Annotated in this window: 12 protein-coding genes; 6 read left to right on the forward strand and 6 right to left on the reverse strand. The window is 56.7% G+C overall.

All coding sequences use genetic code 11. The features are described 5' to 3' along the window. Positions 1 to 96 precede the first annotated feature (96 nt). The 3 genes from B3729_RS05420 (at position 97) to rfbD (ending at position 2,786) form a co-directional block, all read left to right on the forward strand. On the forward strand, positions 97 to 771 hold the full coding sequence (locus B3729_RS05420) for a 3-oxoacid CoA-transferase subunit A (protein WP_286787322.1): 675 nt from the start codon (positions 97 to 99) through the stop codon (positions 769 to 771). Continuing rightward, positions 768 to 1,412 (forward strand): 3-oxoacid CoA-transferase subunit B, encoded by a 645-nt coding sequence (locus tag B3729_RS05425; RefSeq protein ID WP_286787323.1) that lies wholly within the window; start codon positions 768 to 770, stop codon positions 1,410 to 1,412. Before B3729_RS05420 ends, B3729_RS05425 begins: the two co-directional genes overlap by 4 nt. A gap of 495 nt (positions 1,413 to 1,907) precedes the next feature. Beyond that, on the forward strand, positions 1,908 to 2,786 hold the full coding sequence (gene rfbD / locus B3729_RS05430; RefSeq protein WP_219651326.1) for a dTDP-4-dehydrorhamnose reductase: 879 nt from the start codon (positions 1,908 to 1,910) through the stop codon (positions 2,784 to 2,786). A gap of 115 nt (positions 2,787 to 2,901) precedes the next feature. Here the strand turns inward: rfbD and B3729_RS05435 are convergent, their stop codons facing one another. The 3 genes from B3729_RS05435 to B3729_RS05445 all read right to left on the reverse strand — a co-directional run bounded on the left by B3729_RS05435 (position 2,902) and on the right by B3729_RS05445 (position 5,472). Further along, positions 2,902 to 3,900: an LLM class flavin-dependent oxidoreductase gene (locus tag B3729_RS05435; RefSeq protein WP_019366499.1), complete on the reverse strand. Its 999-nt coding sequence runs from the start codon at positions 3,898 to 3,900 to the stop codon at positions 2,902 to 2,904. Further along, entirely contained in the window at positions 3,897 to 4,331 is a 435-nt protein-coding gene (locus tag B3729_RS05440) for a winged helix-turn-helix transcriptional regulator (RefSeq protein ID WP_239383269.1), read from the reverse strand. The genes B3729_RS05435 and B3729_RS05440 overlap by 4 nt, the downstream gene beginning before the upstream one ends. Before the next feature lie 160 nt (positions 4,332 to 4,491). Continuing rightward, positions 4,492 to 5,472: an aldo/keto reductase gene (locus B3729_RS05445; RefSeq protein WP_219651321.1), complete on the reverse strand. Its 981-nt coding sequence runs from the start codon at positions 5,470 to 5,472 to the stop codon at positions 4,492 to 4,494. A 196-nt stretch (positions 5,473 to 5,668) separates the two neighbouring features. Here B3729_RS05445 and B3729_RS05450 point away from each other — a divergent pair, with 196 nt between their 5' ends. After that, entirely contained in the window at positions 5,669 to 6,094 is a 426-nt protein-coding gene (locus B3729_RS05450; RefSeq protein ID WP_010796368.1) for an OsmC family protein, read from the forward strand. A 350-nt stretch (positions 6,095 to 6,444) separates the two neighbouring features. Here the strand turns inward: B3729_RS05450 and aroE are convergent, their stop codons facing one another. Both aroE and hemF read right to left on the reverse strand, forming a co-directional pair. Further along, positions 6,445 to 7,269: a shikimate dehydrogenase gene (gene aroE / locus B3729_RS05455; RefSeq protein ID WP_286787324.1), complete on the reverse strand. Its 825-nt coding sequence runs from the start codon at positions 7,267 to 7,269 to the stop codon at positions 6,445 to 6,447. A gap of 35 nt (positions 7,270 to 7,304) precedes the next feature. After that, complete coding sequence (gene hemF, locus B3729_RS05460; protein WP_286787325.1) at positions 7,305 to 8,219, reverse strand: oxygen-dependent coproporphyrinogen oxidase; 915 nt, start codon at positions 8,217 to 8,219, stop codon at positions 7,305 to 7,307. A 132-nt stretch (positions 8,220 to 8,351) separates the two neighbouring features. On the opposite strand from hemF, the gene B3729_RS05465 reads away from it, so the two are divergent. After that, positions 8,352 to 9,338, forward strand: coding sequence for an NADPH:quinone reductase (locus B3729_RS05465; protein ID WP_286787326.1), 987 nt, complete (start codon positions 8,352 to 8,354; stop codon positions 9,336 to 9,338). Between the two features lie 70 nt (positions 9,339 to 9,408). Then, on the forward strand, positions 9,409 to 13,059 hold the full coding sequence (locus B3729_RS05470; RefSeq protein WP_286787327.1) for a PAS domain S-box protein: 3,651 nt from the start codon (positions 9,409 to 9,411) through the stop codon (positions 13,057 to 13,059). 29 nt (positions 13,060 to 13,088) lie between these two features. On the opposite strand, the gene B3729_RS05475 is transcribed toward B3729_RS05470, so the two are convergent. Beyond that, a complete protein-coding gene (locus B3729_RS05475) occupies positions 13,089 to 13,643 on the reverse strand; it encodes an L-threonylcarbamoyladenylate synthase (RefSeq protein WP_010796363.1) in 555 nt (184 codons plus the stop codon). Between the last annotated feature and the right edge of the window lie 27 nt (positions 13,644 to 13,670).

A 13,670-nucleotide genomic window follows, 5' to 3' on the forward strand; every position in this document is an offset into this window, starting at 1 on the left:
TTTTTCAAGGGATGCAATCGCATATGCTCGGCGCATGCGGCTTACCTCCTCGGCTGGTGCATGAGCAACAGCGAGACCCTTGAATGAGGACATACAATGATCAACAAGATTGTCGAGAGCCTGAGCCAGGCGGTGGAAGACATCCACGATGGTGCCACCGTGATGATTGGCGGCTTCGGCCCATCCGGACAGCCTTCTGAGCTGATTGATGCGTTGATAGCGCACGGTGCGAAAGATCTCACCATCATCAACAACAATGCGGGCAATGGCGATGTAGGCCTGGCAGCCCTGCTCAAGGCAGGTCAGGTTCGCAAAATCATCTGTTCATTTCCACGCCAGACCGACTCCTATGTATTCGACGAGCTTTACCGTGCCGGCAAAATTGAACTTGAGTTAGTGCCGCAGGGCAATCTGGCCGAGCGTATCCGCGCTGCGGGTGCCGGTATCGGCGCCTTTTTCACGCCGACCAGCTACGGCACGATTCTGGCCGAAGGCGTGGAAGCACGCGAAATCAACGGCAAGCACTACGTTATCCAATATCCCATTCATGCCGACTTTGCCCTGATTCGCGCGGACCGTGCCGACCGTTGGGGCAACCTGACCTACCGCAAGGCTGCCCGCAATTTTGGTCCCATCATGGCGACAGCTGCAAAGACTACCATCGTGCAAACCCGTGAAATTGTGGAGCTGGGCGAGATCGATCCGGAAATCATCGTTACGCCAGGCATTTTTGTGCAACGTGTCGTTCGTGTTTCAGGAGATCAGGAATGAACAGACTCAACCGCAACCAGATCGCTGCCCGAGTCGCCCAGGACATCCCGGAAGGGGCCTACGTCAATCTGGGGATTGGACTGCCGACGCTAGTGGCCAACCACCTACCGGCTGACCGCGAAATTTTTCTGCACAGCGAGAACGGCATACTAGGCATGGGTCCGGCGCCAGAGGAGGGCAAGGAAGATTCTGATCTGATCAACGCTGGCAAGCAGCCTGTCACCCTGCTGCCAGGCGGTGCGTTTTTTCACCATGCGGATTCGTTTGCAATGATGCGCGGCGGCCATTTGGATATCTGCGTGCTCGGCGCTTTCCAGGTATCCGTCACAGGCGATCTGGCCAACTGGCATACCGGCGAGCCTGATGCGATTCCTGCCGTAGGGGGTGCCATGGACCTTGCAATAGGTGCCAAGCAGGTCTTTGTCATGATGGATCTCATGACCAAAGCCGGGCAAAGCAAGCTCGTCGAGCACTGTACCTACCCGCTGACGGGCGTAGGCTGCGTATCTCGTGTGTATACCGATCTGGCTATTTTCGATATTGCTAACGGCCGCGTGTATGCCAGCGAACTCGTCGAAGGCCTCACACTTGAAAGTCTTCGGGAAATGACTGGCCTTGCACTGGTACAAAAGCCGGTTTGACCCTTATCAAAGAAGAGCGGCCTTGCCATGGAACTCACAAGCCTCAAGGTACTAGGCCCGCTTCTTCTGCCAACTTCATGGCCTTTCAACAGCCTCTGTAAAGGTTTGTCTGTCTTGAAACAACTTTGCTGACAAACCGTCACAAAGGTGTGTTAGTGTTCGCCGACTAAGCACGCTGTTATTGGCACGTTTTATGACCACTCTCCTTTTCTGGCTGCCCACGCCGCCATAGCGCTCCGCCCCGCCTCTGGCCTTGCCCGTACAGGCAGGCACACTATCGCCCTGGTTTTTTATAAACTGCGGTGCTCTGTGTTTTTCGCTTTATTTAAAGTTTGCTTAACTTTTAAACGCGTTCAACATAGCGACCATCACATTGATTTACTGTTGGGCAATAATTGAGCATCAGTGGCTCATTATTAAACCAACCACTATCGGGTTCTTAATCAACTAGCTCACTGCTTTTTGGTTAATGCCGCTCGATCAGGCTGGAGAAATATGAAAATTTTAATTACAGGTCGAAGCGGTCAGGTCTCTCAAGCGCTGCAAAGAAGCCTTAAAACCGATCATGAACTTGTTGTTCTAGGTCGTGATGCCATGGATCTTGCAAATGAAGAGGCCATTCGAGAAACCGTTCGACGTGTGCAGCCAGACCTGATTATCAATGCTGCTGCGTATACGGCTGTGGACAAGGCCGAGACCGACGCCGAGATGGCTTTCAAGGTAAACGCAGAGGCACCGCGGATTCTGGCGGAGGAGGCCGTGGCACGGGCCATTCCGTTCATCCACTATTCGACCGACTATGTGTTTGATGGTGACAAGAATGAGCCCTACAGTGAAGAGGATGCCACCCACCCCACCAGCGTGTATGGCGAAAGCAAGCTGGCTGGCGAACAGGCGGTTCAGGCCGTAGGCGGGCAGTATCTGATTCTGCGAACCAGTTGGGTTTACTCCCAGGATGGTCACAACTTTGTTCGTACCATGCATCGCCTGCTGCAGGAAAAAGACGAATTGCGCGTTGTAGATGATCAGATCGGCATACCGACTTGGTCCGATACGATTGCCTCAGCCACTAGCCACATCGTAGATCGCATTACCATGGGCAACCCAGGCCCCTGGGGTATTTACCACCTTACCTCGACAGGCAAGACATCCTGGTTTGGCTTTACCGAAACGATCGCTCAGAAACTTGAAGAGCAAGGCCGTTTACGTGCCCGGCTTTATCCTATTGCCACGTATGAGTATCCCACTCCAGCGAAACGTCCAGCTAATTCACGAATGGATTGCTCACGTATTCAGACTAACTGGGGCGTGCAATTACCCGAGTGGAAAGAAGCCTTCGAACAGTTCTGGCAACAGAACTTTGCAGATAAATAGCCCGCTAATAAAGTAATATTAATTTAATAGCTTATTGATATCTCTTTAGAATGCGCTGATATCAGCATTATTAGTTTAACGTTATGAAAAAGGGCGCCATAGCGCCCTTTTTATATCAGCCTTTAAGTTCGGCCAGAATCTGATACGACCTGAGTCGATCAGCATGTTCATACACATCGCAGGTGAAAATCAATTCATCGGCGTCGGTCTTCTCAAGCAGCAAATCGACCCGCTCGCGTACCTTGTCCGGCCCACCAATAATCGCCATGCCCAGCATGTTCAGCACAGCGTCTTTTTCATGAGGCAACCATTCAGGACTCATGTTTCGAACCGGCGGGCGAAGCACCAGGCTTTGGCCACGCATCAATGCCAGGACGCGCTGATAAACCGTGCTTGCCAGGTAATTGGCTTCCTCGTCGCTGTCTGCTGCAACCAGCGGAACACCCAGCATGACATAGGGCTTGTCCAGCACCTCAGAAGGGCGGAAGTTTTCACGGTACAGACGAATCGCTTCATGCATATAGCGTGGCGCAAAATGGGATGCAAAGGCATACGGCAAACCTTTGGCAGCCGCCAGCTGAGCACTGAATAGGCTCGACCCCAATAGCCAGATCGGTATGTTGCTATCGACACCCGGCACGGCGATTACCCGCTGTTCTTCCTGTCGTGGACCCAGAAAGTACTGCAGCTCCTCTACGTCGGAAGGGAAGTCATCGGCGCTTCCCAAACGATCGCGACGCAGCGCATGGGCGGTCATCTGATCGGACCCGGGCGCACGGCCAAGCCCCAGATCGATACGGCCCGGATACAGAGCATCCAGCGTGCCGAATTGCTCGGCCACAACAAGAGGGGCATGGTTGGGCAGCATGATGCCACCGGAGCCGATGCGGATCGTGGATGTACCACCCGCTAGGTATCCGAGCAGAACGGCCGTGGCCGAGCTGGCGATACCGTCCATGTTGTGATGCTCAGCGACCCAGAATCGGTTATAGCCTAGCCGCTCCGCATGGCGAGCAAGGTCGAGTGAGTTGTGCAGAGCCTGGGCGGCGTTACCATCGTCCCGTACCGGCGCCAGGTCCAAAACGGAAATGGCAGTGTCTTTGAGTTGAGTCATGCAGAAGTCTCCTCGTTAGCCGCGGCAGGCTCTTCAATTTGCCGCTGCCGCACGGCCAGATCGTAGGTATCGCGCGCCTGCTGAATGATCGGCTGCGATTGAGCGGCCCAATCGGCCAAGGCTCTAATGGGAATGACCAGGCTTTGCCCGATCCCGGTCAGGGCGTATTCCACCTGGAGCGGCGTTGACGGAATGACCGTTCGGGTAATCAATCCATCGCGCTCCAGGTTGCGCAACGTGACGGTCAGCATTCGTTGGGAAATGCCATCGATCTGACGCTTGAGTTCATTGAAACGCAGTGGTCCGCTGTCCAGCTTGAAAACAGCCAGTACCGACCAGGCATCGCCTACACGGTCCAGCACATCACGGATAGGGCAGTCGTGGTTTTTCAGTCGGCGGCGCCCGGTAGCGGACTTGTTAAAATCGTCCATGGCAACCTCGCTGAGCGTGATTACATCAAGAAATTCACTCTACGCCTTTAAGGCAGTTATTAAAAGTAACCAGGCTCTTTTTAGTAACTATGAAACCGATAGGGTGAGGTAATGGCGCGGTAGGTCCGGTACGACAGGTGTCGTACCGGAAAGACCATGATCAGGCGAAACCGACCACACCATGAGGGACGTAAGGTTCCTCAAGGCGGGCGATCTCTTCGGCGGTCAGGTTGAGCGAGAGGGCGGCCACAGCGTCTTCGAGGTGCTGCGGTTTGGACGCACCAATGATGGGTGCACTGATGCCAGTTTTTTGCACAACCCAGGCCAGTGCCACCTGCGCACGCGGTACGCCACGCTCGTTGGCAATCTCGGCCACACGCTCAACCACACGGCGGTCGGCATCGGCCGTATTGGCATACAGGCTCTTGCCAAACTCGTCACTCTCAACGCGTGCGCTGCTGGTATCCCAATCTCGGGTCAGCCTTCCACGTGCCATGGGGCTCCAGGGAATGACCCCTATGCCTTCGTCACGGCAGAGCGGCAGCATTTCGCGCTCTTCTTCGCGATACAGCAGGTTCACATAATTCTGCATGGTGACGAAACGGGTCCAACCATTTCGATCCGCCACATGCAGAGCTTTGGCGAATTGCCAGGCGTACATGCTGGACGCACCGATATGCAGCGCCTTACCCGCCTTTACTACATCGTGCAGCGCTTCCATGGTTTCTTCGATGGGCGTTTCATAATCCCAGCGGTGGATCTGGTACAGGTCCACGTAGTCAGTGCCCAAGCGCTTGAGGCTGGCATCGATACTGGCAAAAATCGCCTTACGTGACAGGCCGCCCACGTTGGGCTTGTTGCGCATCGGAAAATAGACCTTGGTGGCCAGCACAATCTCGTCACGCTGGGCAAAATCCTTCAGCGCCCGACCGACGATTTCCTCACTGGTACCATCGGAATAGGCGTTGGCGGTATCAAAGAAGTTAATGCCCATGTCGAGGGCTTTCTTGAGTAGCGGGCGACTCTCTTCTTCGCCCATCGTCCATGGATGATTACCACGTTCAGGCACGCCGTAGGTCATACAGCCCAGGCACAGCGGAGAAATTTTCAGGCCCGTAGACCCGAGGTTCTTATAGTCCATGACGACTCCTTGAAATAAATCAGACCGGAGAAAAGGCAGGTCATAGGCTGACCACAACCCTGACCATTTGCTCCGGCCTTTTTACCTTACCCTGATGAACACCACCTGTACGCCTTACGTTTCGCCGCACCCTCCAACGAACTTTGCCCAGCATCCGATTTCACATATAACTCGAGTCATCCACAGGAGAGGAACCATGAAAAAGACAGCATCTGCTGTATGGCAAGGTGGTTTGAAGGACGGTAAAGGTACGATTTCCACAGGCAGCGGCGCGCTGAAGGAAAATCCCTACGGTTTCAACACTCGCTTCGAAGACCAGCCCGGCACTAACCCCGAGGAGCTGATTGGCGCAGCGCATGCGGGCTGCTTCTCCATGGCCTTTTCCATGATGCTGGGGATGGAGAACTTCACAGCCGAGCGTATCGAAACCAAGGCAGTGGTTACGCTTGATAAGGTCGGCGAAGGCTTCGAAATCACGACGATTGATTTGACCATGTCGGCCAAGATCCCAGGCATCGACAACGACCAATTCCAGGCCATCGCCAACAAGGCGAAAGAAGGCTGCCCAGTCTCCAAGGTACTGAACGCCAAGATCAGCCTAGATGCCACCTTGCTGAACTGATATTCAACTCAGTGCCTGGCTACGCTGCCGGGCACTGGTTGCCGCAAATACCTTCCAGCGTCATTCTTCAAGCGTATATAAAGACAACATGAAGCCTGTGGGTATCTCCTTAATTATGCACAGGAGTTGAATCTTATCCACATGCGCTATAGCAAACTCTATTGCTACTTCGTCTTAATACGCCTGTCTTTTGCCTTCAAGCCATAAATCCTGTTAGTCAAAACAGGGCTGCCACAATATCTATTTTCAGCATTGGATAATGTTCGGATCGTTTTGTACAGGCATTACTTATCCACATGCGTCAGTAGCAGGTCTCCTAATAAAGCTATCCAGAAGACGCAATGCTCTAATCAGGACGCCGCCAGCTGCTGTCTGAGTTCATGCAATACCGGGCCGCTCTCCGGCCGTATGCCGCGCCAGAGGTAAAATGCTTCGGCAGCCTGCTCAACCAGCATACCCAGACCATCCAGGGCTTGTACTGCGCCGTATGTGGTTGACCAACAACAGAAGGGCGTTGGCTCCTTGCTGTACATCATGTCGTAGGTAACAGTTACCCCAGCGCGGACCAGGGCAGGGGTGATAGGGGGAACATCGCCGGAAAGGCTGGCAGCAGTGCCATTGATGATCAGATCGAACGGCTCCGCCTCAAGGTTGAACGCTGCCGCCTCGATCATTCCCAGCGCTGAAAATTCACGCGCCAGCTGTATGGCCTTGCTCTCGGTCCGATTGGCAATGACCAGGGCCGCAGGCCGCTCCGCCAGAATGGGCTCCAACACGCCACGTACGGCACCACCAGCGCCCAGGATGAGGATACGCTTGCCAGTCAGGGACAGGCCTGCATTGACCGTCAGATCACGAACCAGTCCGGCACCGTCAGTGTTGTCGCCCAGAAAGGTCCCATCTTTCCGCTTCTTTAGCGTATTGACCGCACCGGCACGTCGGGCACGCTCAGTCAGCTCATCGGCAAATCGAAAGGCATCCTCTTTGAACGGGACCGTCACATTAGCGCCTGCCGCATTGGCAAAAAACTCACGCGCGCTGCGCTCGAACTCGCCAAGCGGCGCAAGCCAGGTGTCGTAGCGCATGGCCTGTCCTGTCTGCTCGGCAAAGCGGCTATGAATGGCAGGCGACTTGCTATGGGCGACAGGGTTGCCAATGACGGCATAACGGTCCATGAGATGTCCTTGAAGCAAAGATCAATGGGTCGGTATCAGGTATCAGCCAACCAGTCACGGTCGGTCAGGAAGTACTCGGTCAAACGAGCCTCTTCGCTACCGGGCGCCGGCTTCCAGTCATATCCCCAACGCACGATGGGTGGCAGGGACATCAGGATCGACTCGGTACGGCCTCCCGATTGCAGACCGAACAGGGTGCCGCGGTCATAGACCAGGTTGAACTCCACGTAGCGGCCGCGACGATAGGCCTGGAACTCGCGCTGTGCTTCGGTAAAAGGCTCGTTCCGACGACGCTGTACAATCGGCAGGTAGGCGTTCAGGTAGGCATCGCCAATAGCCCGCAGAAAGGCAAAGCTGGTCTCGAAGTCCCACTCGTTCAGATCATCGAAGAACAGGCCACCGATTCCACGCGGCTCGTTTCGATGCTTGATCTGGAAGTAACGATCACACCAGGCTTTGTAACGCGGGTAGACGTCTTCACCGAATGGTGCACAGGCATCCCGTGCCACCCGGTGCCAGTGGATACAGTCTTCCTCGTTACCATAATAAGGCGTCAGATCCAGACCGCCGCCAAACCACCAGACCGGTTCTTCACCGTCTTTTTCAGCGATGAAGAAACGCACATTGGTGTGGGAGGTGGGTACATTCGGGTTTTCAGGGTGGATCACCAGCGAGACGCCCATGGCCTCGAAACTACGACCTGCCAGCTCAGGACGATGGGCGCTGGCCGAAGGCGGCATGCTGTCGCCGTGGACATGAGAAAAGTTCACACCGCCTTTTTCGATGACGGCACCTTCACCAATCACACGCGTACGACCACCGCCGCCGGTAGGACGTGTCCAGGCCTCCTCCATGAACCGGGCATGACCATCCTCCGCTTCCAAGGACTGGCAGATGCGATCCTGTAGATCGAGCAGGTATGCCTTTACGGCTTCGATTCGGTCTTTCACGGTCATCACCTGGAGTAGGGCAGGGTAAAGAAAGTCCTGAATCATACCACCGGAGGGTGCTTTGCCGGTTGACGCAGGCCTCTGCAAGGGATTGGATTAAGGCTCAGCCACTATTCTTACAAGGAAATCCCCATGGCAAAACGTATCCAGTTCAGCCGCACCGGCGGCCCGGAAGTGCTCGAATATGTCGATTTCACACCTGCCGACCCAGGGCCGAACGAGGTACGTGTCCGCAATGAGGCCATCGGACTCAACTTTATCGATACCTACTACCGGGGCGGCCTGTATCCCCTTGGTACTTTGCCGTCCGGGCTGGGCAGTGAAGGCGCGGGGATCGTCGAGGCCATCGGCAGCAGCGTAACCCGCTTCAAGGTGGGTGACCGGGTTGCCTATGCCACCGGCCCGCTGGGCGCCTATGCCGAGGTCCACACCCTGCCGGAGCGTAATCTGGTTCACCTGCCTGCAAGCGTCAGCTTTGAGCAGGCGGCAGCGGTCATGCTCAAGGGGCTGACCGTCCAGTACCTGCTGCGCCAGACCTATCGTGTCGAAGCGGGCGAAACCATCCTGTTTCATGCCGCTGCGGGCGGTGTCGGCTCCCTGGCCTGTCAGTGGGCAAAATCGCTGGGCGTGCACGTGATCGGCACTGTGGGCTCTGCGGCCAAGGCCGAACATGCCCGTCGCCTGGGCGCCTGGGAGACAATCAATTACAAGGAAGAGGATATTGCCAAGCGAGTCCTTGAGCTGACCAATGGCAGGAAGTGTCCGGTCGTTTATGACAGTGTCGGCAAGGATACCTGGGAGGCGTCGCTGGATTGCATCTCACCGCGTGGCCTGATGGTCAGTTTTGGAAATTCGTCTGGCGCTGTGACAGGGGTCAACCTGGCGATCTTGAACCAGAAAGGCTCGCTGTTTGTCACACGTCCGTCCCTGGCAGGCTATGCCGATACGCCAGAGCGGCTGCAATCCATGGCAGACGAACTCTTCGGCCTGGTCGCCAACGGTACGCTCAAGATCGAGATCAACCAACGCTACCCGTTATCCGAAGCCGCCCAGGCGCAACGTGCTCTGGCAGGCCGTGAAACAACGGGGTCAACCGTTCTGATCCTGGAACGGTCATAATTGCAGGAAAGGAGGCAAGCCTGGCTTGCCTCCTCCGTAGTACCGCTGATTTGGAGCCTGTGTCGATCGTATGCCTCATCAAGCCCTCCTCGCTGCGATCCTCGACAGCGCTACGGATTACGCCATCATTACCACGGACCTGGACGGGCGACTGACCAGCTGGAATGCCGGTGCCCAGACGCTGTTCGGCTGGAGCGAGGCCGAGGTGGTCGGGAAGACCGTCGAGTTCCTGCTCAACGCCGAAGACCTCATCGGTCCCATTCTTCATCAGGAACGGCAAACGGCCCGAGCGAAAGGTCATGTGAACAGCCAGCGCTGGTATGTACGCCGCGACGGCACACAGTTCTGGGGAAGTACGCGAACCGTACCGCTCATGAAAGACGACCTTCATCTCGGCTTTCTGCTGACCCTGCGGGATCGAACCCAATCCCTGCATACCGAGCGCGACCGCGATCATCTGACTGACACGCTCAGCCGCCGCGTGACCCAGCTCAAGGCATTGGCCGAAGCAACACGAGCGATTACCTCGGCGCCCGATATGAAAACCACCGTGGACGCCATTACCGAGCAGGCCCGCCTGATCGTAGGGGCTCACCAATCCGTAGTCAGCATGACCCAGGGTGAAGACTGGAGCCAATCCATCACCAGCGTGTCGCTTTCCGAGAAATACGCGAAGTGGCGCCATCTCGACGCCCTGCCCAGCGGCGGCGGCATCTATGCCATGGTCTGCGAGACCAATCAGCCCGTACGCATGACCCAGGCCGAGTTGGAAGCGCATACGCGCTGGAAGAACTTTGGCACCTATGTCAATGAACATCCACCCATGCGTGGTTGGCTGGCGGTCCCGTTGATCAGCCATCAGGGCACCAATCTGGGCCTGATCCAGCTTTCGGATAAGTTCACGGGTGAGTTCGATGAGGCGGACGAAGCCATTGTGGTGCAGTTGGCGCAGTTCGCGTCGGTCGCCATCGAAAAGGCCAGGACACAGGATCAACTTCACCAAAGCCAAGCCCGGCTACAACTCGAAAGTGGCTTGCTGACCAGCGTCCTGGAGCAGGCCCCTCTGGGTATTTCCATCTCCGAAGCGGGCACCGGGCGCTCATTGATGCTGAACAAACAGATTCAGAACCAACTTGGCATTACACCGGGCGGGGAGAGTCTGCATCGCTACAAGCATCTGGGAGCGGTTCATTCTGATGGCCGACCCTACGCCATTGAGGACTACCCGACGGTACGGGCGCTTTCCTCTGGAAATCCCATCCCACCGGAACCCATGATCTATCGGCGCGCGGACGGGACCGTTCGCACATTTGAAGTTTCCAGCGCGCCCGTGCGTAATTCCGAAGGCGAGGTCATCGCCTCGGTGACTGTTTCCATCGATATCGAAGATCGGCTTCAGGCCGAAGCCACCCTGCAGGACCGTACCAACCGCCTGTTCACGTTGATCAACCAGGCTGCGGTCGGTATCTGCCAGACGGATCTCGACGGCACGATTGTGCTCGTTAATGCACGCTATTGCGATATTCTCGGGCGCTCCGAAGAAGCGTTGATCGGCAGCAATGTCGATGCACTGACGCATCCCTCAGATCGCCAGACCAGCAAGGTGCTGACCCAGCAGATGTTCAAGACGGGGGAGTCCTATCTGGTCGACAAGCGCTATATGCGGCCGGATGGCTCCCATGTCTGGACCAGCCTGCACGTCTCGCTGGCCCACGACGCAGAGGGCATACCTCAGTATGTCAGTGCCGTGGTTGTGGACATTACCCAGCGCAAGCAGGCCGAAGCGTCGCTGCACCTGTCCAACCAGCGATTCCGCGCCGCGGTCGATGCGGTTCAGGGGGTGCTGTGGACCAACAACGCCAAGGGCCGCATGATTGGAGAACAGCCCGCCTGGAGTGCTCTGACGGGCCAGACGTATGAGGAATATCAGGGCACGGGCTGGACCCGCGCGCTGCATCCCGAAGATGCGCCTCGCTCGCTCAAGCGGTGGCGTGCTGCTCTACGTGGACGCAAGACCTTTCACGACGAACAACGCGTGCGTTGCCAGAACGGCAAGTGGCGGATCTTTTCGGTCCGGGCGATCCCGGTCATTGAAGAGGGCGTCATTGTCGAATGGGTAGGCGTACACACAGACATCACCGAGATTCGCCAGGTCGAGCAGCGTTTGCGCCAGCTGAACGAAACTCTGGAGCAACGGGTTGCCGAACGAACCGCCGAACGCGACCGCACCTGGGCACTGTCTGACGATCTCTTGGGTGTGTTCGCTCGTGGGCGCTGGCAAAGCCTGAACCCGGCCTGGACGCGCCAGCTGGGCTGGTCCCAATCGGAGCTGCTGGCATTTGAGCCTTCCCGTCTCGAGTATCCCGACGATCCATCGCCCACACAGCATTTTCGACAGCTCCCGATCGGCGAGACGATCAATGGCCTTCGCAGCCGCTACCGAGCCCGCTCAGGCGAATGGCATTGGATCGATTGGAAGGCCACGGCCGATAAGGATGGACAGGTTTATGTCTTTGCGCGGGATGTCACAGCTGAAGTGGAGGCGGCGGTCATGCTCAAGCAGACCGAGGAAGCCCTACGCCAGTCGCAGAAGATGGAAGCGGTCGGGCAACTCACCGGCGGTATTGCCCATGACTTTAATAACCTGCTGACTGGCATTATTGGTTCGCTTGAAATCATGAAACGCCGAATTGGCAGCCAGCAGCTTCAAGGGCTGGAGCGCTACATGGAGGCCGCCAGTGTCTCGGCTCATCGTGCTGCCACATTGACGCAGCGCCTGCTGGCCTTTGCTCGTCGCCAGACACTCGATCCTCAGCCCATCGATCTGAATGCCCTCGTCACTTCGCTGGAAGATCTGGTCCGGCGAACCCTCGGCGAGCACATCGAAATCATCACCCAGCTGCATCCCCATCTCTGGCATGCCCTGTCGGATACCAACCAGCTGGAAAACGCCCTGTTGAACCTGGTCATCAACGCGCGCGACGCAATGCCTGACGGGGGCACTTTGGTACTCAAGACAGGTCATTTTTTCAATGAGGCAACCCATCCGCTGGAAGATCTGAATCCAGGTCACTACGTCACGCTAACAGTACGGGACAGCGGTACCGGTATGAGTCCGGAGGTCGTAGCCAAGGCCTTCGACCCGTTCTTTACTACCAAGCCCATCGGGCAGGGCACAGGCCTGGGTCTGTCGATGATCTATGGTTTCGTCAAACAGTCCGGCGGCCATGTCACCTTGCAAAGCGAAGTAGGGCAAGGCACAACGATTACCCTGTACTTCCCCCGTGCACTTCAAGCCGAGTCTCTGGATCAAGAGGAAGTCGAAGCAGTCGTAGCGCCAGGAAACGGCGAGTCCATTCTGGTCGTGGGTGATGACTCGGCCGTTCGCCTGCTCGTGGTCGAAGTACTCAATGAGTTGGGGTACGCGGCCCAGGATACTCACCATGCACATGAGGCCCTGGCTATCCTGGAATCCGACGCGCCGGTAGATCTACTGATTACCGATGTAGGGCTACCCGGCATGAGCGGTACGCAACTGGCCGAGCGGGCACGAGCGTCACGTCCGACATTGAAGATTCTCTTCATGACCGGCTATGCGGGCGAAGCCGTCCAGCCCAAGGGTAGTCTGACTGAAGGTACCGACATAATTGGCAAGCCTTTCCTGATCGATGAGCTGGCCAACCGGGTCCGTCATATGCTTGTTGACGAACCCCAGAGCTGACCATTTAGCCATAGAGGTCAGCTCTACTATCAGGGACGAAAGACCTGACCTGTTTCCAGATCGCGAATAACGCTGGGGCTTCTGCGACCACCCAGCGCACCGCCCAGCACGGCGTCCAGCTCTCCGGAAAAATACTGCTCAACCTTAAGCCGTGAACGGGCGGCCGGACGTCCCGCCGGGTTGGCGGAGGTAGAAATGATCGGGCCGCTCAAGGCACACAGTTCACGCACCAGAGGGTGGTCAGTCACACGCAACGCTACCGTTTGATGCACACCCGTCACCCAGCCCGGCAAGCGGTTCTGGTGCGGCACCAGCCAGGTATTGGGCCCCGGCCATGTGCTCGACAGTTTGTCCTTCCATTCCTTGGGCAGATCATGCAGCAGGAAATCGAACTGCCTGATGTTGTCGGCCACTACAATCAAACCCTTTTCCAGCGGGCGCTGCTTGATACGCAGCAACCGATAGACCGCAGCCGCATCCCAGGGATCACATCCCAGGCCCCAGACTGCCTCGGTCGGGTAGGCGATTACACCGCCGTGACGTATGACGTGAGCAGCATATTGAACGCGCCAGCAGCTGAGCATCGGTTCACTCCTGTCCATAAAAAGATC

It is taken from the genome of Pseudomonas sp. UBA3149 (genome assembly GCF_002364655.1).
GTDB lineage: Bacteria > Pseudomonadota > Gammaproteobacteria > Pseudomonadales > Pseudomonadaceae > Chryseomonas > Chryseomonas luteola.

What these genes read in the sequence shown, in the direction of transcription:
- B3729_RS05450 (WP_010796368.1), top strand. Translation starts at nt 5,669, where the DNA reads ATGAAAAAGACAGCATCTGCTGTATGGCAAGGTGGTTTGAAGGACGGT.
- B3729_RS05470 (WP_286787327.1), top strand. Translation starts at nt 9,409, where the DNA reads ATGCCTCATCAAGCCCTCCTCGCTGCGATCCTCGACAGCGCTACGGAT.
- B3729_RS05425 (WP_286787323.1), top strand. Translation starts at nt 768, where the DNA reads ATGAACAGACTCAACCGCAACCAGATCGCTGCCCGAGTCGCCCAGGAC.
- B3729_RS05475 (WP_010796363.1), bottom strand. Translation starts at nt 13,643, where the DNA reads ATGCTCAGCTGCTGGCGCGTTCAATATGCTGCTCACGTCATACGTCAC.
- B3729_RS05465 (WP_286787326.1), top strand. Translation starts at nt 8,352, where the DNA reads ATGGCAAAACGTATCCAGTTCAGCCGCACCGGCGGCCCGGAAGTGCTC.
- B3729_RS05445 (WP_219651321.1), bottom strand. Translation starts at nt 5,472, where the DNA reads ATGGACTATAAGAACCTCGGGTCTACGGGCCTGAAAATTTCTCCGCTG.
- rfbD (WP_219651326.1), top strand. Translation starts at nt 1,908, where the DNA reads ATGAAAATTTTAATTACAGGTCGAAGCGGTCAGGTCTCTCAAGCGCTG.
- B3729_RS05420 (WP_286787322.1), top strand. Translation starts at nt 97, where the DNA reads ATGATCAACAAGATTGTCGAGAGCCTGAGCCAGGCGGTGGAAGACATC.
- aroE (WP_286787324.1), bottom strand. Translation starts at nt 7,269, where the DNA reads ATGGACCGTTATGCCGTCATTGGCAACCCTGTCGCCCATAGCAAGTCG.
- B3729_RS05440 (WP_239383269.1), bottom strand. Translation starts at nt 4,331, where the DNA reads ATGGACGATTTTAACAAGTCCGCTACCGGGCGCCGCCGACTGAAAAAC.
- B3729_RS05435 (WP_019366499.1), bottom strand. Translation starts at nt 3,900, where the DNA reads ATGACTCAACTCAAAGACACTGCCATTTCCGTTTTGGACCTGGCGCCG.